The 21,790-nt window shown below is 58.6% G+C and carries 24 protein-coding genes and 1 other RNA gene; 14 read left to right on the top strand and 11 right to left on the bottom strand.

The window, feature by feature from the left end:
* Positions 1 to 22: 22 nt before the first annotated feature.
* From ACR0LY_RS07180 to rnpB, 3 genes are all read left to right on the top strand, one after another.
* Positions 23 to 736 (top strand): hypothetical protein, encoded by a 714-nt coding sequence (locus tag ACR0LY_RS07180; protein ID WP_170347945.1) that lies wholly within the window; start codon positions 23 to 25, stop codon positions 734 to 736.
* Positions 720 to 1,394, top strand: coding sequence for an N-acetylmuramoyl-L-alanine amidase (locus ACR0LY_RS07175; protein WP_480640686.1), 675 nt, complete (start codon positions 720 to 722; stop codon positions 1,392 to 1,394). Before ACR0LY_RS07180 ends, ACR0LY_RS07175 begins: the two co-directional genes overlap by 17 nt.
* A 44-nt stretch (positions 1,395 to 1,438) precedes the next feature.
* Positions 1,439 to 1,854: RNase P RNA component class A (gene rnpB / locus ACR0LY_RS07170), an RNA gene on the top strand.
* Between the two features lie 9 nt (positions 1,855 to 1,863).
* Here the strand turns inward: rnpB and ACR0LY_RS07165 are convergent.
* From ACR0LY_RS07165 to ACR0LY_RS07155, 3 genes are all read right to left on the bottom strand, one after another.
* Positions 1,864 to 2,196: a GYD domain-containing protein gene (locus tag ACR0LY_RS07165; protein ID WP_170347947.1), complete on the bottom strand. Its 333-nt coding sequence runs from the start codon at positions 2,194 to 2,196 to the stop codon at positions 1,864 to 1,866.
* Between the two features lie 85 nt (positions 2,197 to 2,281).
* A complete protein-coding gene (locus ACR0LY_RS07160) occupies positions 2,282 to 3,103 on the bottom strand; it encodes a DUF2182 domain-containing protein (RefSeq protein WP_170347948.1) in 822 nt (273 codons plus the stop codon).
* An 11-nt stretch (positions 3,104 to 3,114) separates the two neighbouring features.
* Complete coding sequence (locus tag ACR0LY_RS07155; protein WP_170347949.1) at positions 3,115 to 3,750, bottom strand: DUF1326 domain-containing protein; 636 nt, start codon at positions 3,748 to 3,750, stop codon at positions 3,115 to 3,117.
* 280 nt (positions 3,751 to 4,030) lie between these two features.
* On the opposite strand from ACR0LY_RS07155, the gene rpmG reads away from it, so the two are divergent.
* Together rpmG and ACR0LY_RS07145 are read left to right on the top strand one after the other, a co-directional pair.
* Positions 4,031 to 4,198 carry a 50S ribosomal protein L33 gene (gene rpmG, locus ACR0LY_RS07150; protein ID WP_037309480.1) on the top strand — a complete coding sequence of 56 codons (168 nt, stop codon included), beginning with the start codon at positions 4,031 to 4,033 and terminating at the stop codon, positions 4,196 to 4,198.
* Between the two features lie 208 nt (positions 4,199 to 4,406).
* Complete coding sequence (locus tag ACR0LY_RS07145) at positions 4,407 to 4,913, top strand: hypothetical protein (protein ID WP_170347950.1); 507 nt, start codon at positions 4,407 to 4,409, stop codon at positions 4,911 to 4,913.
* 167 nt (positions 4,914 to 5,080) lie between these two features.
* Here ACR0LY_RS07145 and ACR0LY_RS07140 read toward each other — a convergent pair whose 3' ends face one another.
* Both ACR0LY_RS07140 and ACR0LY_RS07135 read right to left on the bottom strand, forming a co-directional pair.
* Positions 5,081 to 5,860 (bottom strand): Bax inhibitor-1/YccA family protein, encoded by a 780-nt coding sequence (locus ACR0LY_RS07140; protein WP_170347951.1) that lies wholly within the window; start codon positions 5,858 to 5,860, stop codon positions 5,081 to 5,083.
* 182 nt (positions 5,861 to 6,042) lie between these two features.
* Complete coding sequence (locus ACR0LY_RS07135) at positions 6,043 to 6,252, bottom strand: DUF1127 domain-containing protein (RefSeq protein ID WP_170347952.1); 210 nt, start codon at positions 6,250 to 6,252, stop codon at positions 6,043 to 6,045.
* Positions 6,253 to 6,379: 127 nt separating this feature from the next.
* Here ACR0LY_RS07135 and ACR0LY_RS07130 point away from each other — a divergent pair, with 127 nt between their 5' ends.
* Complete coding sequence (locus ACR0LY_RS07130) at positions 6,380 to 7,261, top strand: LysR family transcriptional regulator (protein ID WP_170347953.1); 882 nt, start codon at positions 6,380 to 6,382, stop codon at positions 7,259 to 7,261.
* Here the strand turns inward: ACR0LY_RS07130 and ACR0LY_RS07125 are convergent.
* Positions 7,258 to 8,214 (bottom strand): NADPH:quinone oxidoreductase family protein, encoded by a 957-nt coding sequence (locus tag ACR0LY_RS07125; protein ID WP_170347954.1) that lies wholly within the window; start codon positions 8,212 to 8,214, stop codon positions 7,258 to 7,260. The genes ACR0LY_RS07130 and ACR0LY_RS07125 overlap by 4 nt on opposite strands.
* Positions 8,215 to 8,552: 338 nt before the next feature.
* Between ACR0LY_RS07125 and ACR0LY_RS07120 the strand changes: the two genes are divergently transcribed.
* From ACR0LY_RS07120 to ACR0LY_RS07110, 3 genes are all read left to right on the top strand, one after another.
* Positions 8,553 to 8,924, top strand: a complete 372-nt coding sequence (locus ACR0LY_RS07120; protein WP_170347955.1) for a helix-turn-helix domain-containing protein — start codon at positions 8,553 to 8,555, stop codon at positions 8,922 to 8,924.
* 46 nt (positions 8,925 to 8,970) lie between these two features.
* Positions 8,971 to 9,762: a histidinol-phosphatase gene (gene hisN, locus ACR0LY_RS07115; RefSeq protein WP_170347956.1), complete on the top strand. Its 792-nt coding sequence runs from the start codon at positions 8,971 to 8,973 to the stop codon at positions 9,760 to 9,762.
* Positions 9,763 to 9,876: 114 nt separating this feature from the next.
* Positions 9,877 to 11,211, top strand: coding sequence for an 8-oxoguanine deaminase (locus ACR0LY_RS07110; protein WP_170347957.1), 1,335 nt, complete (start codon positions 9,877 to 9,879; stop codon positions 11,209 to 11,211).
* On the opposite strand, the gene guaD is transcribed toward ACR0LY_RS07110, so the two are convergent.
* The gene (guaD, locus tag ACR0LY_RS07105) at positions 11,208 to 12,497 is read right to left on the bottom strand and encodes a guanine deaminase (protein WP_170349341.1); all 1,290 of its coding nucleotides are present in this window, start codon (positions 12,495 to 12,497) and stop codon (positions 11,208 to 11,210) included. The genes ACR0LY_RS07110 and guaD overlap by 4 nt on opposite strands.
* 140 nt (positions 12,498 to 12,637) lie before the next feature.
* Between guaD and mgtE the strand changes: the two genes are divergently transcribed.
* The gene (mgtE, locus tag ACR0LY_RS07100) at positions 12,638 to 14,032 is read left to right on the top strand and encodes a magnesium transporter (protein ID WP_170347958.1); all 1,395 of its coding nucleotides are present in this window, start codon (positions 12,638 to 12,640) and stop codon (positions 14,030 to 14,032) included.
* Positions 14,029 to 14,592 (top strand): 5-formyltetrahydrofolate cyclo-ligase, encoded by a 564-nt coding sequence (locus ACR0LY_RS07095; RefSeq protein WP_170347959.1) that lies wholly within the window; start codon positions 14,029 to 14,031, stop codon positions 14,590 to 14,592. Before mgtE ends, ACR0LY_RS07095 begins: the two co-directional genes overlap by 4 nt.
* Before the next feature lie 5 nt (positions 14,593 to 14,597).
* Here the strand turns inward: ACR0LY_RS07095 and ACR0LY_RS07090 are convergent, their stop codons facing one another.
* Positions 14,598 to 14,831, bottom strand: coding sequence for a putative hemolysin (locus tag ACR0LY_RS07090; protein WP_170347960.1), 234 nt, complete (start codon positions 14,829 to 14,831; stop codon positions 14,598 to 14,600).
* 89 nt (positions 14,832 to 14,920) lie between these two features.
* On the opposite strand from ACR0LY_RS07090, the gene ACR0LY_RS07085 reads away from it, so the two are divergent.
* The 3 genes from ACR0LY_RS07085 to ACR0LY_RS07075 all read left to right on the top strand — a co-directional run bounded on the left by ACR0LY_RS07085 (position 14,921) and on the right by ACR0LY_RS07075 (position 18,441).
* Positions 14,921 to 15,736, top strand: coding sequence for a TIGR00282 family metallophosphoesterase (locus ACR0LY_RS07085; protein WP_170347961.1), 816 nt, complete (start codon positions 14,921 to 14,923; stop codon positions 15,734 to 15,736).
* Between the two features lie 90 nt (positions 15,737 to 15,826).
* Entirely contained in the window at positions 15,827 to 17,605 is a 1,779-nt protein-coding gene (locus ACR0LY_RS07080; RefSeq protein WP_170347962.1) for an SLC13 family permease, read from the top strand.
* Between the two features lie 95 nt (positions 17,606 to 17,700).
* A complete protein-coding gene (locus tag ACR0LY_RS07075) occupies positions 17,701 to 18,441 on the top strand; it encodes a YbaY family lipoprotein (RefSeq protein WP_170347963.1) in 741 nt (246 codons plus the stop codon).
* A gap of 9 nt (positions 18,442 to 18,450) precedes the next feature.
* Here the strand turns inward: ACR0LY_RS07075 and ACR0LY_RS07070 are convergent, their stop codons facing one another.
* The 3 genes from ACR0LY_RS07070 to ACR0LY_RS07060 all read right to left on the bottom strand — a co-directional run bounded on the left by ACR0LY_RS07070 (position 18,451) and on the right by ACR0LY_RS07060 (position 21,788).
* Positions 18,451 to 20,112 carry an FAD-binding dehydrogenase gene (locus tag ACR0LY_RS07070; protein ID WP_170347964.1) on the bottom strand — a complete coding sequence of 554 codons (1,662 nt, stop codon included), beginning with the start codon at positions 20,110 to 20,112 and terminating at the stop codon, positions 18,451 to 18,453.
* Between the two features lie 11 nt (positions 20,113 to 20,123).
* Positions 20,124 to 20,981: a bile acid:sodium symporter family protein gene (locus ACR0LY_RS07065; protein ID WP_170347965.1), complete on the bottom strand. Its 858-nt coding sequence runs from the start codon at positions 20,979 to 20,981 to the stop codon at positions 20,124 to 20,126.
* 72 nt (positions 20,982 to 21,053) lie between these two features.
* On the bottom strand, positions 21,054 to 21,788 hold the full coding sequence (locus ACR0LY_RS07060) for a glutamine amidotransferase (protein WP_170347966.1): 735 nt from the start codon (positions 21,786 to 21,788) through the stop codon (positions 21,054 to 21,056).
* Between the last annotated feature and the right edge of the window lie 2 nt (positions 21,789 to 21,790).

The raw sequence follows: 21,790 nt of genomic DNA, 5'->3' as shown, positions 1-21,790 counted from the left end.
CAACGCAAGACGGAGCAGCTGGATGCGCTTTACGCTTCTGATCCCCGCAATCGGGTTCGTGGCCGCCTGTAATACGGTGGCCCCGATAGGTGGCACGGATTTCAACACCCCCACCTATCAGGCACAGCGTGAGGCCCAGTTGGCGGGGCAGGGATATACTGGTAACCCGCTGCTTGGCCCGCCCGACGTGTCAGAACAGCAGCTGGGCGCGCCTGGCACAGTAGCCACGTTGCCAACCGGCGAAAATGCCGACATCGCTTCGGCGACCGCGGCTGCGCTGGCTGGCACCTCAGGGCAAGGCGCGATCACTCCGGCACCGTCGCCCGTCGAAGACCCCACCAACAACGCGATTTCCGATGAGCAGGATTTTGGAGCGGTCTCTGACCGTCGCACCATCGAATCCGACGCCGCATTGATCGAACAGAACCGCCAGACCTATGAGGTGGTCGCGCCCACCGCCGTTCCGGAACGTGGAACGGATGGTCAGCCCAATATCGTGCAATACGCGCTGAACACATCGAACCCGGTCGGGACCCAGCTATACAGCCGTGCAGGTCTGAACCTGCAAGCCAAGGCGCAGCGCAATTGCGCCCGCTTTCCATCCCCGGATCAGGCTCAGATTGAGTTCCTGTCCAACGGTGGACCGCAACGCGACCGCAAGGGACTTGACCCGGATGGCGATGGCTATGCCTGTGGCTGGGACCCCAGCCCGTTCCGCAGTGCCGTCAATAACTGAGCCACTGACGTCTAACTGGCACCCGTCCCCTAACTTTGGCGAACGCAGGGATGGGCTGACCCCGTCGCTGATCGTGCTGCACTATACCGCGATGGACAGCGCAACCGAGGCGTTGGACCGGCTGTGTGACCCTGCCCATGAAGTATCCGCGCATTACCTGATCGGTGGGGATGGTACACTCTGGCAGATGGTGCGCGAGGAGGATCGGGCCTGGCATGCCGGGGCGGGTGAGTGGCATGGCCAGAGCGATATCAATTCCCGTTCGATCGGAATTGAACTGGACAACACCGGCGCGCACCCTTTTTCCGAGCTGCAGTTGGACGTTTTGGAAACCCTGTTACACCAGATCATGAACCGGTGGGCTATCCCCCCTGAACATGTAATTGGCCATTCCGACATGGCACCGGGCCGTAAGTCCGATCCCGGTCCGCGCTTCCCTTGGCAGCGACTGGAACACATGGCCCTTGCCGGAAAGCGCTCTCAACACGACCCTGGCAAAACCCCTTTAAATACGTTCAATGCGTTGGCGCGCGCCGCAGGCTACTCGGCGGAGACGGACCATGACACGCTTCTGGCTGCGGTACGCCTCAGATATCGTCCATGGGGTGACGGCCCGTTGGAACCAGCTGACCTTATACCCTTGATCAAGAAAACCTGATCCGCACTTGACGCCGCCGTACCCAGAGCATACCCACACCCCGCGCGGAGGGACGGATGGCCGCTGGGGCGTATGCCCGAGAGGAAAGTCCGGACTCCACAAGACAACGGTGCCGGGTAACGCCCGGGCGGGGCAACCCGACGGAAAGCGCCACAGAAATCAGACCGCCGCACCATTGCAGAGGTTCGCCTTTGGCAAAACGCGGTAAGGGTGAAACGGTGGGGTAAGAGCCCACCGCGCCGCTGGCAACAGCGGCGGCACGGCAAGCCCCACCGGGAGCAATGCCAAATAGGGTCCTCGCGCGGGCCGGTCGGCGTCAGCCGATACCGCCGCTAAGCGCGTCTTGGCCGAGAGGGACCGGGTTGGCAGCTTGAGCCGCGCAGCAATGCACGGCCTAGAGGAATGGTCATCGAAGGGGGTAACCCTGGAACAAGATCCGGCTTACAGGCCCTCCGCGCGTAGATCCCGATTAACGTCCCGGCGCCTTGTAGGCTCCGGTCAGTTTTGCGGCTTTTTTGGTCACAGCGACAAAGTCCTTTGCCTTCCATGCGCGCACGGTTTCAACTTTTGACACCGCGCCTGATGCTGCAACGGCCATGCCTATAGCAACTGCATCCGTGCTTTCCGGCAATTCGCTGACAACCACCACGTCATTGTCGCCAGAGGTCATGTAAAACGCCACCAGCTTACCGCCGGCTTTTTTCAGCAATGCCCTGACCGCGCCCGAACGGTCCACGGGTTTCTTGAGCATTCCCTTAACGCCTTCCGGCGAATAGGACGCGTAGGTGATAAAAATAGGCATGACTACCTCCTGTCAAAAAAGTTAATGCAGAACCCGAAATTTGGCCGGTCCTTCAGCCCTTATGAACGTTTCAGCCTGTCGCGATCTATGAGATTGCGATCAGCCAAACGCCCACGACGATCAACGCAACACCAGTGAGCGGAACGAACCACCGCACCCGCGGCATCAGCTTTTCCAACGCGACATAAACGGCAATGCCCACAATCCAATAAAGGTTCATCACTCCGCCCACGAACAGCAGCAACATCAACGCCCAGCAACATCCCAGGCAAAACGCACCATGCAGCGCGCCGGTACGAAACGCGCCATAGGCACCGGGCCTGTTGTGGTCGGCCAGGAATTGGGCGGGGCTGCGGCAGTGGCGCAGACAAGCGGTTTTCAAGCTGGACAACTGGTACAAACCGGCAGCGACCAGTACGCATCCGGCAAAAAATTTCGAGTGGATCGTCATCATCGGCCCATCGGACAGTCCGACGCTTTCCATCGCCCATTGCGCCCCGGTTGCAATGATGCTGAACACCGCCCAGGCAACCAGATAGCCCGTCAAAAAAAGCAGGCTGAGACGCGACGCCCGCAACTTGTCCGGCCCCATTCGTTTGATCGCCGTATACAACAGAACGGTGGGGGCAGCGCTGGGGGTCATCATGGCAATCATCATGACCCACCACATCAGGAAAATCAGAACGGCGTAGATCGGTGTCCAGCGTGTTTCAGTCGCCATACTCATCGGCTCGCCAATCGGGCCAGCCATTCGGGTCATGTCGATTGCGGACATGTTCATACCGATGCCCGCAACCGTGTACCAGGACGCGCCCAGAATGATCAGCAGAACGCAGAACACAACGATGCCGCTGTCGCGCCGCAGCACCCGATCTACGACTCCGGGTCGGGGAGGGAACGTGCTCATGTCAGCCTACGCTATGCGCCGAGGACTCCGTGGCCTGAGATGTTGAGATGCGCCAAATGCGCGTGTGTAGCATCAAAGGTTAGATTGATCGCGCCGCCCGCAGTCTTGGCAGTCCCCGAGGCTGCCTCGGCGTGGCGATACTCAAACCCGTTGGGCAACTGTATCGAAGCACGATGCGGCATGCCCGAGACGATATGCGGGATCGGGCTGACCTCTACATCGAAGATACCCGAAACTTTGGCGTATCCAGCACGCTCATCCCGGTTCCACTTCAATTCGATCGGGGCATACAAAGTCTCATGTTTTGTAGGGGCCATGGCGCTATAGACGTACCACATGGTCGCCATTTCGTCGGTGTCTTCACCTTTCATGATGGCCTCAATAGCGGCGCGCTGGTCGGCGCTGGCGGCTTCGTCAATGATCAGCTGCATCTGGCCGTTGCCTTCGTGAATGGGGCCAGGCCAGTGGTACACGCCAGCCGCGCGTACTCCGGCAAGATCGGTGTCGCCATAGTTCCCGGACTCGATATCGAACACGACAACAGCCTCGCAATTGCCATGGCTTGGAAGGACGCTGAACTGACACGGGCAACCAAAGTTGCAGTTGCAATTGGCCAATTCTTCACCCTGAAGTTTCCATTCCGTCATGATAGCCCCCCAAAAACATGCTTAAAACCTCTGCTCGCAGAGGGTTTCGCCTGTTGCTGCCGTTTCGAAATACGAGCCTGTCGTCGGCTTCTTTGTGGGATAGAACGGCGGGACCTTATCACAGAACCGTGATCGCGCCAAACCGGGGCAGGGAGCGACAGCAGGAATTGTGCGCGTTGTGCGCGGAATCTGGTTGACTCGGCTGCGCGACCGAGTAAAAGCGCACGCTCATAGGAATTCAACCGAAAGGCCCCTGCCTTTCCGGACGCAGGAGATAACCATGGCGAAGCCGACGACAATCAAGATCCGTCTGAACTCGACCGCGGGCACGGGCCACTTCTACGTGACCAAGAAAAACGCGCGCACCATGACCGAGAAAATGACCATTCGTAAATACGATCCGGTCGTTCGGAAGCATGTCGAGTATAAGGAAGGCAAGATTAAGTAATCTGCCGTCCAGCTTGGACAGTTTTTTAAAGGGTTCTGCCGCGGCAGGACCCTTTTTCTTTGCGCATATCCCGATGGGATCGCGCTTGTGGCGTTTCGCGCCGTTGCAACGAAGCATCAGCGATTGGGGCAATCGGATCGTCGATGGGTTGCTTTTTTTGACGTCTTACTCATACGCTTCAACAACTCGTTCCAAAATGTTGGCCGTCATGAAAAAAATCTTGTTTTCCTCTACGATCATTCTGGCCCTTGCAGCCTGTGAAGATCCCTATAACCGCGAAGGCATCGGATTCACGGGTATCGATGGTGAACCGCGCTCGCTTTCGGACGTACCCGGTGCAGTGGGCATCCTTCCGCCTGCAACGAATGTGCCGGCTGAACTGGCTGTTCTGCCTGCCGTGGCCGTCACGACGGATGAGACTGAGGCAGAGAAAGTTGCCCGAGTTGCAATTGAAAATGGTGGACGCAGCGATACGGACTCGGTGGTTCTGACCGGGCAGGACACCAATCTGTTCCTCAGCACCGTCAATGTGAACGGCACCCTCTATGGTGTTCTGCGCACCCCGAACAACAGCACGCGCGTCGATAATCAGATCGGTGCCAACTTTGGTCGCAACGCGGAACAGTTTACCGGCTGTCTGCCTGCGGGTGACGTCTACCGCAAGGGCTCTTCCGACAGCAGCTCGGGTTTTGCGGTGCCGCTGAACTGCAGCTAAGACCCCGTTCATTCTATCTTCCTAGGCCTCGCCATTTGAGCGGGGCCTTTGTCTTTTTGGGGCACCGGTCGAGGTGTCAACCGGGCTGTGAGACGGCTAAATAGGCAAAAGAAAAGGGCGGGTCGTTTTGGACCCGCCCTGTTTAATTGGTGCAGTGTTGAAGCGCGTTATTCTTGCTGCCCCATGAACATCAGCAGGAACTGGAACATGTTCAGGAACGAGATGTACAGGCTCAGCGCGCCGTCAATAGCGGCTTTATTCAGCCACTCCTGATCACCATGGGTTGCGTGCGCAATGTAGGTGTTCTTGATGTCTTGGGTGTAGAACGCGGTCAGACCAGCAAAGATCAATACACCAATGGCCGAGATTGCGAACATCATTGCAGGCGATTGCAGGAAGATGTTGATGACCATCGCCACCAGCAGGCCGATCAAGCCCATCATCAAGAACGTGCCCATGCCGCTCAAGTTGCGCTTGGTGGTGTAGCCAAAGAGGCTTAGGCCAGCAAAGGCAATCGAGGTCACGATGAACGTCTGTGCGATCGAGTAGGGGGTGTAGATCATGAACACCGAGCTCATCGACACACCCATTACGGCGGCGAAGACGAAGAAGCCCAGCTGTACGGCTGCAGCCGACCCGCGCCGCATAAGCGCACCCCAGCCAAAGATCAGGAAGGCCAGCGGTGAAAAGATTACAACCCACTTCAGCGGTGACATGAATAGTGCCCCACCCAGGCTGGTCAGGTAACGGTCAGCGCCGATCTGGGCCACTGCGTTGGTTGGATCAGACGTCACAGCAAGACCGGCAATCGCCCATGCGGCGAGCGCCGTGATCAGCATGCCCACGGACATCGTGCCGTAGACTTTGTTCATATGGGCGCGCAGGCCCTCGTCAATCTGGGCAGCGCGCGTACCGGCAGCCGTCCGGATCGTGTCAAATTGTGCCATTAAAGGGTCTCCCTTCACATAATTCTTTTCGCGGTCCGAAACCCGGACCCCGTTGCCAGCAAATATCGGCAACTGCGGGCCGTGTTTCAAGAGTTTAGAGTGGGAAACCGGTTAAAACATGCAACAAAATGGCGACCTGCGTCAGCGGGCCGCCATTCAGTAGGAAAACATGAGTGTCAGGGTCATTTTTGCCAGAATTCCGGTGCATCCCAGAAGGGGCGAGCGGCTTCGGCATCGGCCTGTTCGCGGGTGATTCCGATATCTTCTAGTGCTCGTGCATCCAATCTGGCAAGCGTGCAACGCTGGCGACGCAGCGAGAACGCATCCAACAACATGGTCAGGCCAAAACGACGACGGGGCGGGCAAGGTCTGTGAATTGCAATTTGGGTCATAATATATGTCCTTTCATCGATCCTCGATGAGTTTTTGGTTTCTCATCAAGTTCCTTGATTTATATGGCGCACTATGAGACATTTTAAAAATGAATGTTTTTGAAGTGATGCATAAGGATTCGTGAACATGCGGAATTTGGACATTACGACATTGCGATCGTTTGTGGCGGTGGCGGATCAGGGTGGAGTGACACGTGCCGCCGGGTTCCTGCACCTGACGCAATCCGCCGTTTCAATGCAGCTGAAGCGTCTGGAAGAGCTGCTGGGACTGGAACTGCTGGATCGCAGTGGCCGAACCATCGCGCTGACAGCGTCCGGAGAACAACTGTTGGCTTATGCCCGCCGGATGATTGCGTTGAACGATGAGGTGATCTCGAAACTCACTGACCAAGCCTTTGAGGGTGAAGTCGTTCTGGGTGTGCCGCATGACATCGTTTACCCGGCTATTCCGCGTGTCCTGCAGCGGTTCAACGTGGATTTCCCGCGGGTGCGGGTGCAGTTGATTTCTTCGTACACGATGCAGTTGAAGGAAATGTTCAAACGCGGCGAATGCGATTTGATCCTCACAACTGAGGCAAGTGCGGGCGAGGGGGGCGAAATCATCGCCGAATTGCCGTTGCGCTGGATCGGGGCGCCGGGTGGGTCGGCGTGGCGCAAGCGGCCGATCCCAATAGCGCTTGGCCGTCGCTGCATGTTCCGGCCACAGGTCATCGCGGCATTGGATGAGGCTGGCATCCCGTGGGAGCTGTCGGTTGAAACCGAAAATGATCGCACCATCGAGGCGACCGTTGCCGCTGACTTGGCCGTCCACGCCATGCTCGACGGAACCGAGGCTGCGCATTTGGTTCAAATCGATGATGGCGGTGTATTGCCTGAGCTGCCCGAACATATGATCAACCTGTACGGAGGCGATACCGGACGCGGGCCGTTGGTTGAGGCACTTGCAGCTTTGGTTCGACAGAATTTCCGCATGCTCGGCAGTGCGCCCTTGAAGGCTGTGGTCGGTTAGGGCGTAATCACGACCTTGCCGGTTGCCGCACGGTCGCGCAACAATTGCAGGCCTTTCTCGGTATCCGACAGGGGCAGCACGTGGCTGATATGCGGCTTGATCCGCCCTTCGGCACACCACCGAAACAGCGTGTCAAAACTGTCCTGAACGATCTGCGGCCGAAAGGTCAGATAGCCACCGATGTAAAAGCCGATCACCGTCAGGTTCTTAACCAGCAGATGATTGGCCGGAATCTGCGGCACATCTCCGCCTGCAAAACCGATAGGCAGCAGGCGGCCTTCGGGGTTGGTGGCGCGAAAGGCGGCTTTGAACACGTCGCCGCCAACGGCGTCATACACCACGTCCGCTCCGCCCAGTTCCTTTACACGCGCGCGTAAATCCTCGGACGCATCAATCAGGTGATCCGCCCCCGCTGCCTGAGCGACCGCCAGTTTGTCTGCGCCGCGCGCCTGCGCAATTACGGTTGCCCCCATCAGCTTGCCGATTTCGACGGCGGTCAGCCCAACACCGCCAGCCGCGCCAGTGACCAGCAGGGTTTCTCCGGGTTGTAATTGGGCGCGGTGATCCAGGGCGATGTGACTGGTGCCATAAGCGATCTGAATCGCGGCGGCATCCTCAAAGCTGACCGAATCGGGCAGGGGAATTGCGCGTTCAGCGTCAAACACCCCGAATTCTGCCAGGCCGCCCTGACCTGAATAGATCGCAATGCGATCACCGGTGCTCAGATGCGAAACGCCGGGACCTGTTGTTTCGACCACGCCAGCGATTTCCATTCCTTGTGTGAACGGCGCGGGCGGCGTGTCCTGGTACGTTCCCTTCTGCATCAGCAGATCGGCAAAGTTCAGACCGCATGCCTTGATCGCGACACGGACCTGGCCTTCTTGTGGGGTCGGCACGTCAATGTCGCAAAGCTGGGCGGCGGCGTCCGTAGATGAAATTCTATAGGCCAGCATGGTCGGGCTCCTGTGGTTTGGCGCATAGGTTCGTGCTGACCGGGGAATGTCAATCGCTTACCCGGCGGGGCGGAAAGGACTGTGTGGATGACGTCTCAGGCTTGCCGACGGTAACTGCGTGTGCGGGATCGAAAGGGCACAACCTTAGTCCTGTGCATGGTGAAACAGATTCAACCTTCTTGAAAAAAAACCCAAAAAGAGCAATATTGTCCCAGGTGCTGATTTGGGGGGCATGTTCCTGATTAGGGAGTGGTTAAGGGCGGCTCGCTAGTGTTGCGGTAGTACATGCATGTCGCACACCCGAATTAGTTGTGTGTGTAGTTAAGAGGAGAATACCAATGACCCATCACGTCGATGTCCATGTGGGCAAACGCGTCAGGCATCGCCGCTGGCTGATTGGCATGACCCAACAGCAGTTGGCGCAGCAGGTTGGTATTAAGTTTCAACAGATTCAGAAATACGAGACCGGGGCCAACCGGATCAGCGCGTCGCGCCTTTGGGACATTGCCGAGGCATTGGATGTTCCCGTCAGCTTTTTCTTTGAAGGTCTGGAAGAATCTGAAAAGGAAACAGCCGGCAAAAAATCGGTTCCGGCCGATCTGATGGGGGACAAGGAAGCTCTGGATCTGGTGCGCTCTTACTATGCGATTCCGGAAAACCAGCGCCGCCGCTTGTTCGAACTTGCCCGCGTCCTGAGCGACGTCGCCTGAGAGAACCGGGGTTGACTCTGGCACGTGTGATCCGCACGGGTAGCGCATGCAAGAGACAACTTTAAGTGATCTGGATGTAGCCGAAGAAATGGCCGACGCGGCGCGTGCGGCCATTCTTCCGTTTTTTAGACAATCAAATATTGAGACTTCGAACAAGCTGGTCGACGGCTTTGATCCGGTCACGGTCGCGGATCGGAACGCGGAAAAGGCCATGCGCGAGGTTCTGGCCAAGCACCGCCCCGATGACAGCATTTTCGGTGAGGAGTTCGGCCAGACTCAGGGCAGTTCCGGCCGGACGTGGGTGTTGGACCCGATCGATGGCACCCGCGGTTTTATCAGCGGCACACCGACATGGGGCGTGCTGATCGCGCTGAGCAACCATGACGGTCCGTTCTTGGGCGTCATTGATCAGCCCTATATCGGCGAACGTTTCCTTGGATCAGCGGATGTTGCACAGGCGACTGGGCCGACCGGAACTATGCCGCTGAAAACTCGCAAAACCTCCAGCCTGGATCAGGCCATTCTGTTCACGACCTTCCCCGAGGTCGGCACCCCTGAAGAAAGCGCCGGGTTCAAGGCTGTGGCCCAACAGGTGCAACTGACCCGGTATGGCATGGATTGCTACGCTTACGCTTTGCTGGCGGCGGGGCAGGTCGATCTGGTGATCGAAGCGGGCCTGAATGCTTATGATGTTCAAGCCCCCATTGCGGTGATCGAGGCCGCAGGTGGTATCGTGACAGATTGGCAAGGTGGTCCAGCCCATGAGGGCGGACGGGTATTGGCTGCGGCAAATGCCGAATTACATGCGGCGGCGCTAAAGCTTCTGCGCAACTACTGAAACAGCTTGTCGGGTTAAGGCTGGTCAGGTAATCTCTGCCCGGCTGGTTCTTATGCCCGTTTTCCGCCAGCCCTTACCTTCTTGCACGAAACGGGCGGATGCAAGGAGGGCGACATGACCGAAATCCTGATCAAGAACGCAGACACCATCCTGACGATGGATGACACACGCCGCGAGCTTTCCGGCGCGGATATCCTGATCCGCGGTGGACAGATCGACCAAATCGGCCACGGACTGCAAACAACCGGAGAGGTGCATGACGCCACAGGATGTGTCGTCACGCCGGGTCTGGTGAATACCCATCACCACCTTTACCAAAGCCTTACCCGTGCGGTGCCCGGTGGGCAGGATGCGCTGTTGTTTGGTTGGCTTAAGACGCTGTATCCCATCTGGTCCCGCTTTGGGCCCGAAGAAATGTTTGTCTCGGCCCAGATCGGGTTGGCCGAGCTGGCGCTGTCAGGGTGTACACTCAGTTCCGACCACCTTTACCTGTACCCCAACGGTGCCCGGCTGGATGACACGATTGCTGCCGCCGCCGAGATCGGAATGCGATTCCATCCGACGCGCGGTGCGATGAGTATCGGAGAAAGCGACGGAGGTCTGCCGCCCGACGCCTTGGTCGAAAAAGAGCAAGCGATTCTGGACGACATGATCCGTGTGGTCGATACGTTTCATGACCCGTCTGAGGGCGCAATGTGCCGTGTAGGGCTTGCACCGTGTTCGCCATTTTCCGTCAGCCGTGACCTGATGCGCGATGCTGCGCTTCTCGCTAGAAACAAGGGCGTTATGCTGCATACTCATCTGGCGGAAAATGACGAGGACATCGCATATTCGCAGGCCCAGTTTGGCTGCCGTCCGGGCCAATATGCCGAGGATTTGGGCTGGACCGGCACGGACGTCTGGCACGCCCATTGCGTCAAACTGGATGGGGTGGAAATAGACCTGTTCGCCAAAACACAAACCGGCGTCGCGCATTGCCCCTGTTCCAATTGTCGGCTGGGTTCGGGCATCGCGCCGGTGCGCGAGATGCGGGATCACGGTGTGCCTGTTGGACTGGGCGTGGATGGTTCAGCGAGCAATGACATTGGCAACATGATCCTCGAGACGCGTCAGGCCATGCTGTTGCAACGGGTAGCCAACGGCGCGGATGCCATGTCGTCGCGCGAAGTGCTAGAGATTGCGACACGCGGTGGTGCAGATGTGCTAAACCGTCCTGATTGCGGACGTCTGGAGCCCGGAAAACGCGCTGACATCGCGATTTGGGACACAAGCTGTATCGAAAGCGCCGGCAGTTGGGATCCGGCGGCTTTGCTGTTGGCCGGGCCAGTGAAGGTCAAGCACCTGTTCGTCGAGGGCCGCCAGATCGTGTGTGACGGGCATGTCACCAGTTTGGACATGCCCCGCGTGATCGAGCGGCAGAACCAGCTGGCCCGCGCCCTGCAATTCTAGTTGGAAACACGTTGACCGGCGATCCAGACCTCTGCGATCGCCCGGTCGTCGCCCATCATGATGGTGGGAAAGATGGCCTCCCACAGGTTCTCGGCGCAGGCTTCGCGCTGGGCAATGGCGGGGGTCGAGGCGAGGTCGAGCACGATCAGATCAGCCTCCATCCCCGGTGCAACGTTGCCGATGCAATCGTCCATCCGCAGCGTGCGTGCTGAGCCAACCGTGCTTAGCCACAAAAGTTGCGCGGCGTGCAGCGGCGCCCCGCGCAGTTGTCCGATTTCATAAGCTGCTGCCATCGTTCGCAGCATCGAAAAACTGGACCCGCCGCCGGTGTCCGTCGCCAACCCGACGCGATGGCCGTCACGCATCAACCCCGCCATATCGAACAAGCCAGAGCCGATGAATGTGTTCGAGGTCGGGCAGTGGATTAGCGCCGCGTCGACCTCGCGCAGGCGATCGCGTTCGCGTGCTTCAAGATGGATAACGTGGCCATACAGGCCGTTCGACCCTAATAGGCCAAATTTTTCATAGGTATCCAAATAATCGCGTGCCTCGGGGAATAGCTCGCGGACCCAGGCGATCTCATCGGTTTGTTCGCTCAGGTGGGTTTGCATCAGGCAATGCGGGTAATCGGCCCAGAGCGCGCCCATGGCTTCCAGTTGTTCCGGCGTGGACGTGGGCGAAAAACGCGGGGTGATGGCATAAGACAGGCGGTCGACCCCGTGCCAATTCTCAAGCAGCGCCTGAGACTGATCATAACCCGTTTGTGCTGTATCCCTCAGACCTTCGGGCGCATTGCGATCCATGCAGGTTTTGCCTGCCACAACCCGTTGGTTGCGCTTTTGCGCGGCGGTAAAAAATGCATCAACGCTTTCGGGGTGAATGGTGCAGAAACTGCACATGGTCGTGGTTCCATGCGCAGCTGTCAGGTCAAGATAGCGGTTGGCGATTTCAGAGGCATAGACCGGGTCGCTGAACTTCATCTCTTCGGGGAAGGTATAGGTGTTTAGCCAGTCGATCAGACGTTTGCCCCAACTGGCGATCATTGCGGTTTGGGGATAGTGGACATGCGCATCGACGAAACCTGCCATGATCACGTTCTGGCCGTGATCCACAACGTTGGCCTCGGGGTTGTCGGCGCGCAGGCTTTCGGCATCCCCAACAGCAGATATTCGGTCGTCTTCAACCAGAACGGCCCCGCTGATTTTCACGGCCTCGGTCGGATCTCCTTCAAAAGGGGAACCCGTAAAGCTCAGAACACGACCTTTCAGCAGCGTTTTTTGCGCCATTTTCATCCATCTCCGCCTGAATAGGACTGTGAAACAGCATAGGCGGGCGAAACTTGCCGGTAAATCGGCGCATTGTCATTGTTTTCCGGTAGCTGCTTCTTCTAATTAGGGGGCAATGAGCGCGCGAAACGGGGGCAGACATGACAACAGGCTTTGATGAACCCGTAACCGAGTCCACAAGTGACGAAGACGTCTATGCGCTGGATCGCAAGACTGTGGCGGATATCCTGTACGCGGTCGAAGTGGATGATCGCGACAAACTGATCGAGCTGATGGATCCGCTGCACGCTGCGGACATCGCCGACCTTCTGGAACAGATCAGCCCTCAGGAACGCGCCCAACTGATCCGTCTGTACGACAAGGAATTCGACGGCGATATCTTGTCGGAACTGGATGAGGCCGTTCGTGAAGAGGTTATCGAGGTTCTGCGCCCGGACGTTCTGGCCGACGCTGTACGGGACATGGAAAGCGACGATGTTGTCGACCTTCTGGAAGACCTCGAAGAACCGCAGCAAGAGGCCATCCTTGACGCGCTGGAGGATTCCGAACGGATCGCGGCTGAGCAGGCGCTGTCCTACCCCGAAAACTCGGCCGGCCGCCTTATGCAGCGCGAGGTTGTCATGGCCCCCGAACATTGGACCGTTGGGCAGGCCATCGACTTCATGCGGGCCAATGACGACCTGCCGGAACAGTTCTATCACGTTGTTTTGGTCGATCCCCGGTTGAAGCCGGTAGCGCAGGTCATGCTGGGCAAGCTGATGGCCGCTCGGCGTGAGGTGCCGCTGCACGACATCGCCGAAGAAGAGTTCCACACTATTCCTGTCGATCAGGACGAAGAGGACGTGGCATATGCGTTCAACCAGTATCACCTGATCTCGTCGCCCGTGGTCGATGCAGACGGGCGACTGGTCGGTGTGATCACCATCGACGACGCGATGGTTGTTCTGGATGAGGAATACGAAGAGGACATGCTGCACCTTGCGGGTGTCAGCAACGAAAGTTCGCTGTCCGACAGCGTTGCCGCGACCAGTAAGCGGCGTCTGCCTTGGCTGGCGGTGAACCTGTGTACGGCGATTTGCGCCTCGCTGGTGATTTCCCAGTTCGAGGCGGCGATTGATCAGTTGGTGGCGCTGGCCATTCTGATGCCGATCGTGGCGTCGATGGGCGGCAATGCGGGCACTCAATCGCTGACAGTTGCGGTGCGGGCTTTGGCGACGCGCGACCTTACGGGGTCGAACGTATTGCGCGTGATCCGGCGGGAACTGCTGGTGGGGATGTTGAACGGCCTGTGTTTCGCCATCGTTTTGGGAACCGTAGGGATGATGTGGTTCGATTCTGCGATGCTGGGTGTCGTGATCGGCGCTGCCTTGGTCGTGAATATGATCATCGCTGGGTTCATCGGTACGGTAGTACCTGTGGTGCTGGACCGATTGGGCGCTGACCCGGCGCTTGCCTCCGGCACCTTCGTGACGACCACAACGGATGTCATGGGGTTCTTCCTGTTCCTTGGGCTTGCCAGCGTGGTGCTACTGTGACCGATCTGACCGAAATCAAAGCCGCTGCGCGCAAGGCGGCTTTTGCACGCCGCAAGGTTGCTTTTGACACCCGCCTGCCCGGTGCTGCGGGGCGCTTGTCCGAGGTTCTGGCCGGACACCGTGGCGTGCCTCTGTCCGGTTATATGCCGATCCGTACCGAGATTGATCCAGTGGCGGCGATGGCAGAAGCATCGGCCTATGGTCCGGTTGGTGTGCCGGTCATTCAGGCTGCCGGTCAGCCACTAAAGTTTTCGCGCTGGACGCCTGAAGGCACGCTGAAGGACGGCCCGTTTGGGGCCAAGGTGCCCGAGGTCGACGATTACTTCGACCCCGAAATTCTGATTGTCCCATTGGTTGCTTTCGATGCGCTGGGCGGGCGGCTGGGCTATGGCGGCGGTTTTTACGACCGCACGTTGCAGGGTCTGCGTGCCAAGCGCCCGACACTGGCCATTGGCTTTGCCTTTGACGCGCAAGAGGCCAAAGAGCTGCCGTTAGAGCCCACGGATCAACCGCTGGATATGGTGATTACCGAAAGCCGGGTTCTGACGTTCTCGGGCTGATCGCCTTAGCTCGGGTGGTTCTCACGGAAGAACTCCCAGGCATCCACCTCGCGCCCATCCGGCAGAATGCAAACGCCGGTTTGGCCGTTGTCACCGTCGCGTATCTCGTACTGTGCGCCGCTGTCGATGCAATAGGTCGCCGCGGGGTTCGCCAGTTGCGTGGTGGAATCGGTTGCTGGGGTTTCGTCGCAGGCGGCAAGTGCGAATAGGCCAGCAACGGCCAAAAGGATGCGAGTCATCAAGATTCTCCTGCTTTAAAGGCTTTGGCAGATTATGCAGGCAGCTTAATCACTTGTGCTTGGTCATTACCACACTTAGGACAGGTTGGATGAGGATACTTTTTCTGGGTGACGTCATGGGCCGTGCGGGACGCATGGCCATTCAGCAACATTTGCCGCGTTTGCGCGACGAATGGCGGCTGGATTTCGTTGTGGTCAATGGCGAGAATGCCTCGAACGGGATGGGTCTGACCGGCGATCATGCCAAGCTACTACTGGACGCGGGCGCGGACTGTCTAACGCTGGGCGATCACGCGTTCGATCAGAAAGATATGCTGCAATTCATCGAGAGCGAACCGCGTATCGTGCGCCCGGTGAATTTTGCGAAGGGTGCGCCGGGGCGGGGGCATCGGTTGTACACCGCGCCGGGCGGGCGCAAGGTTCTGGTGGTGCAGGTTCTGGGGCAGGTCTTTATGAAACGGCCCTTTGACGATCCGTTCTCGGCGGTTGAGCCCATTCTGAAGTCCCACCCGCGTGGCGGGCAGGCCCAGGCGATCATCGTCGATATGCATTGCGAGGCCACGTCTGAGAAGATGGCGATGGGCCATTATTGTGACAAACGTGCAAGCCTAGTGGTCGGCACTCATACGCATGTTCCAACTGCGGATGCACAGATCCTGCCGGGTGGCACGGCGTATCTGACCGATGCGGGGATGTGTGGCGACTATGACTCAGTGATCGGGATGGACAAGGTCGAGCCGATGCGCCGCTTTATCACCGGCATGCCAAAGGCGCGGTTCACCCCGGCCAATGGCGAAGCAACGCTGAGCGGTGTGTTCGTTGAAACCGATGACCGCGACGGGCGGGCAAAATCTGTGCAAATGGTGCGCGTCGGTGGGCGTTTGCAGCAGGCCGGGCCGCAATAAGGCGATGTCAGGCTTGCTCTGCCGCGCGCAATGCGTGAAACTGGCTGCCGGGCGCGTAAGCCAGGCTAGGGTTCGGACAGAATACCAAGAATGCAACTCCTTCAACTGACAGAAACAGGCAGCGCAATACTGGCGCTTTTGGTCGTCGCGGGCATGTTCGTCATGTTCCTGCGTGAGGTCTACCCGACCGAAGTCGTTGCCATCGGCGGTGTCGCCATCATGCTGGTGACGGGTATCTTGCCGTATCAAAGCGCGCTGGCGGTTCTTTCCAACCCGGCGCCGTGGACGATTGCGGCGATGTTCATCATCATGGGGGCTCTGGTGCGCACTGGCGCGCTGGACGCCTTTACCTCGACCGCGCAAAAGCAGGCACAGGTAAACCCGCGTTTCGCCATCGGGCTGCTGATGGCGTTTGTTGTGCTGGCGTCGGCCGTGGTGTCGAATACGCCGGTGGTTGTCGTGATGATCCCGGTATTTGTGCAGATCGCGCGCACGCTGAATGTTCCGGCCTCGAAACTGCTGATCCCGCTTAGCTATGCAGCGATTTTAGGCGGCACGCTGACGTTGATCGGAACCTCGACCAACCTGTTGGTGGATGGTGTGGCCCGTGCGCAGGGGATGACTGCCTTCACCATTTTCGAGGTGACCCCGTTGGGCATCGCTCTGGTGATCTACGGTATGGTCTACCTGCGCTTCATCGCGCCGCGACTGCTGCCGGATCGGGACAGCATGGCGACGTTGTTGTCTGACCGATCCAAAATGAAGTTTTTCACCGAGGCTGTCATTCCGCCTGAAAGCAACCTGATCGGTCGAGAGGTCACAGGGGTTCAGCTGTTCAAGCGCCCCGGTGTGCGGCTGATCGACGTAATCCGCGGGGATGAGTCGCTGCGGCGTAATCTGAAAGGTGTTGAGCTGAAACTTGGCGACCGTGTCGTTCTGCGAACTGAAATGACCGAATTGCTGAGCTTGCAAAGCAACAAGGAACTAAAGCGCGTCGATCAGGTCTCGGCCGTTGAGACCAAGACGGTCGAGGTTCTGATCACCCCAGGTTGCCGCATGGTGGGTCGGACGCTGGGTACGCTGCGTTTGCGGCGTCGGTATGGTGTCTATGTGCTGGCTGTACACCGACGGAACCAGAATATCGGGCGTCAACTGGATGATCTTGTGGTGCGGGTCGGCGACACGCTGCTGCTGGAAGGATCGCCCGCTGACATTCAGAAACTCGCCGCCGACATGGACATGGTCGACGTTTCGCAACCGTCGGCACGTGCGTTCCGGCGAAGCCATGCCCCCATTGCGATTGGCGCGCTGGTCGGTATCGTCGCCTTGGCCGCGTTGGGTGTCGCACCGATCCTGTTGCTGTCGGTTCTGGCAGTTGCGGTGGTCCTGATCACGCGCTGCATCGACGCGGATGAAGCATTTTCTTTTGTCGAGGGCCGCTTGCTGGCGTTGATCTTCTCGATGCTGGCCATAGGGGCCGCGCTGGATAAATCCGGTGCTGTATCGCTGATTGTCGAGGCGATTGCTCCGGGCCTCAGCTCATTGCCGCCCTTCCTGATCATCTGGGCCGTATACCTGCTGACCTCGGTGCTGACTGAACTGGTATCAAACAACGCGGTGGCCGTGGTGGTGACACCGATTGCCATCGGGTTGGCTCAGGCGGTCGGGATTGACCCGCGCCCGCTGGTGGTGGCGGTGATGGTGGCGGCCTCAGCCTCGTTCGCGACGCCGATCGGGTATCAGACCAACATGATGGTTTATGGTCCGGGCGGGTACAGGTTTGTCGATTTCATGAAGGTCGGCATTCCGCTGAACCTGACTGTTGGGCTGCTGGCGTCGTTGTTGATCCCGCTGATCTGGCCCCTGTAAATCAGGCGTGGAATCGCCGATTTGGATCACTAGGTCTTGTAAATACTGATCTGGCCACGATCTTTTCACCAAAGTGGAAGTGAAAGGATTGTGTCATGCCATTTCCAAAGCTCGGCCAGGCCATCGTTGTCTGCGCTCTTGTCCTGACTATTTTGGGCAGCCAAAGCCATGCTGGAACCGTAACGGGAACCGCTGCCTATCGCGAGCGGATTGCCGTGCCGCCCGATGCGACGCTATATGTCGAGCTTCAGGATGTCTCTCTGGCCGATGCACCGGCAGTGTCCCTTGCTGCAAAACGCTATGCAATGGACAGCGTTCCCGCGCAGTTCGAGCTGACATTCGATGACGCGCTGATCAAGGACGGGCACCGCTATGTGGTGCGGGCCTCGATCAGCCAGGGGCAAGACCTGCTGTTCACCACCGATACGGCCTATCCGGTTCTGACCGATGGGGCAGGAAATTCCGCAGACCTTATGCTGGTGCAAGTGCAGGGGGGAAACATGCTGGACAACACGCAGTGGACGGCCGCCGCCCTGAACGGTGCACCGATTGAAGCAGAGCGCCGCCCAGAGATTAACTTTGCCCAAGATGGTGCCTTTTCAGGCAGCGGTGGCTGCAACCGATTCAACGGGCAGGCCGACATTTCCGGTGCGACTATCACATTCCCTGACAATATGGCTGCCACGCTGATGGCGTGTCCTCCGGCCTTGGAAGAGGTTGAGCGGCAATTCTTTCAAGCCTTGCAAAGCGTCACCACTTACGCGGTTGAAGGCGATGCGCTGGCCTTTCTGGATGCCGCAGGCGAACCGGTTATCAAATTCGTGCGCACCCGGTAGGCGGGGCCGTCAGGCGACGGCCCTTGATCGCCCGGCATTGCGGCCCGAAAATATGCAGCCGCCCAGAAACGAGCCTTCCAGCGCGTTGTAGCCGTGATAACCGCCGCCGCCAAACCCGGCCACTTCGCCTGCGGCAAACAGGCCGGGCACAACCTGACCATCCGCGCCGATCATCTGGCTGTCGAGATTGGTCTGCAATCCACCCAGCGTTTTGCGTGTCAGCACGTGCAGTTTCACGGCGATCAGCGGGCCGTTTGCGGGATCAAGAAACTTGTGCGGCTTGGCGGTGCGGATCAGCTTGTCGCCGCGATAATTGCGCGCGGCCAGAATGGCGGCCATCTGCGCGTCCTTGGTAAAGGGGTTGTCGACCTGGCTATCCCGCGCCTCGATCTGGGCGCGCAGATGCGCCTCGTCAATCAACCCACCGCCCATTTGGTTCATACCGCTGACCAGTTCGGTCAGAGTGTTGGCGACAATGAAATCCTCACCATGTTCCTTAAAGGCCTCGACAGGCGCGGTGGCTTTTGAGCCGGTCAGGACGCGCTGGAACAGCACCTCGCGCCAGCCGCCATCAGTCATGTCTGGGTTCTGCTCAGACCCGGACAGGGCGAATTCCTTTTTGATCACCTTTTGGGTCAGCACAAACCAGCTGTATTCATATCCTGTTTTAAGGATCTCCTGCAGCGTGCCCAGCGTGTCGAACCCCGGCATGAAGGGCGGTTTCAACCGATTGCCACGCGCGTCAAACCACAATGAGCTGGGGCCGGGCAGGATACGGATGCCATGCGCGGGCCAGATCGGATTCCAGTTCCGCACACCCTCAGTATAGTGCCACATCCGGTCGCCGTTGATGACGTGCCCGCCGGCCTTTTCGCTTATGGGAATCATACGACCATCCACGTGAAACGGAACGCCCGCCACCATATCTTTGGGCGGCTCACCCAGCCGATCGCGGGGCCAGCTTTTGCGCACCATCTCAAAATTGCCGCCGATCCCACCCGAGGTAACGATGACCGAGGGCGCATAGATCTCGAACTCACCCACTTCATCGCGGTTGGTTTTGGCACCGTGGGGTGCCGTGTCATCGGCTAGAACCTCGCCCGAGACCCCTTTGGCGCGCCCGTTCTGCATAATGATGTGGCTGACCTGATGGCGGAATTTCAACTCGATCAGACCGGCGCTAACATGTTCGCGCACGCGGCGGACAAAGTTCTTCAGAACGCCCGGTCCGGTGCCCCATGTGATGTGAAACCGCGGCACTGAATTTCCATGACCATCCGCATAGGACCCACCGCGTTCAGCCCAGCCAACGATAGGAAACCAGCGCAGGCCCATCTCATACAGCCACGGACGCATTTCACCTGCGGCAAATTCCACATAGGCCTCGGCCCATTTGCGGGGCCATGCGTCTTCTTCGCGGTCAAACTGCGCGCTGCCCATCCAGTCGCGCAGCGCAAGGTCCTGACTGTCTTTGATGCCCATCCGGCGCTGTTCTGGCGTGTCGACCATGAAAAGACCGCCCAAACTCCAATGCGCTTGCCCGCCCAGAAAATGCTCAGGCTCCTGATCCAGCACGATCACCTTCTTGCCACGATCCCCCAACTCAGCCGCAGCGGCCAGCCCGGCCAGTCCAGTGCCCACGACAATGGCGTCAGCAGTAGTGTTGGTCATGTCTTGTCCTTTCAGCGGCTGCGGAGCCAGGCGATGTAGGGCAGGGCCACGACATACATCATGATCCCGTAGACGGCCGAGGGCAGAGCCAGCGGGCTGAACCCGCTGTCTGTCCCGGTGATCAGCGCCGCCAACGTGATCCCCAGCGTCGAATTCTGAATGCCGGTTTCAATTGAGACCGTTTTGCTTTCCGTCCACGACAGCTTTGCGGCACGGGCAATTCCCAATCCAATCGCCAACAGCGCAACGTTCAGCGTGATCAGACTCGCGCCCATGATCCCAAGGTTGTCGACGAACAACTGCCAGTTCCCGGCAAGCGCGGCGATCACGATCAGAACGAAAAGAACGGTGGCCGTCTTGGACAGCGGTGCGTCGATCCGTTCGGCAAATCCGGCTGCGAAATGGCGCAGGCTGACGCCGATGGCGACGGGCAGTGTGGTGATCAAGAACATTGCAATTGCCAGCCCGGTGATCGACACGTCGGGCGCGTCTTCGCCCATGAAGTGAGCGATGGTCCAAGCCGCCAAAACGGGAACGGTAATCATGGACAACAGGCTGATCACGGCAGTCAGGCTAACCGACAGCGCGACATCGGCCTTGGCCAGTTTGGACAGGATGTTGCTGGTGACCCCTCCGGGGCAAAAGCTAAGCAGCATGAACCCCACCGCGATCTCGGGCGGCAAAGCGAAGAGTTTGACTATGATGAAGGCTGCGACGGGCAGCAAAACAACTTGGCTTAGCGCGCCTATGGTAAAAGGATAACCCCGGCGCAGCACCCGTTGGAAGTCAGATACCTGAAGCCCAACACCAAGGGACAGCATGATAATGGCCAACGACAACGGCAGCCCGACATTTATTAGCAAATCCAAGAACAACTCCTCCCTCAGCCGTTCGGATCAGCCTAAGCGAGTGTTCAAGGCGCAGGCAACCGCGCCGTTAGGTCACATGTAGCGTTGGGCGAAACGGCGCAGGATTTCGCCGGGCTTGGTGACCTCGGCGGCGTGACAGATATCGATCAGGCGCTGGGCGTCTTCGGGCGGGAAATAGCCGAAATCCTTGTAGATATTGATGCGCTGTTCGAAATCTTGCGCGTTGGCCTCGGGGTGGAACTGCGTAGCATACACATTTTGACCCCAGCGGATCATCTGAAACGGACAGGGGTCCGAGGCCAGCAAGTGGACACATCCGTCGGGCAGGGATTGCACAGCCTCTTTGTGGCCGACGAAAGCCTCGAAACTGTCGCCCAGTCCGGCGGTCAGCGGGTCAAGCGCACCTTCATCTGTCAGTTGGCAGGTCGAGGGGCCGACGGGTTCTCCGAACTGTTTCTTGCTGACATCGCCGCCCAGATGCGCCGCGAGAATGCCCAATCCGTAGCAGCAGCCCATAAAAGGGTGATCATTCGCGGTGATCTGCGGCATCAAACCCATGATGGCCGCTTCGATACCTGCATCCATCTCGGATTTCGTCGCCGGATCATCACTGACACAGCCGGGGCCTCCACCTACGATAACACCGGCATAATCTGTCACATCCAGACCCGCGGGCAGGTCCTGACAATCCAGACGGATACGATGGGTCTGGTTCGTCGACAGACCGGTCTTGTCCAGAATCGAGGCGTATTCGGCGTCCGAAGCTTCGGTCTCGGGACGCAGTTGCAGGATCAGAAATCGTTTCATGC

This window comes from Ruegeria sp. BC5, assembly GCF_056539205.1.
Note: the sequence above shows the minus strand (reverse complement) of the source record. Positions and strands in the feature narration are given on the sequence as shown.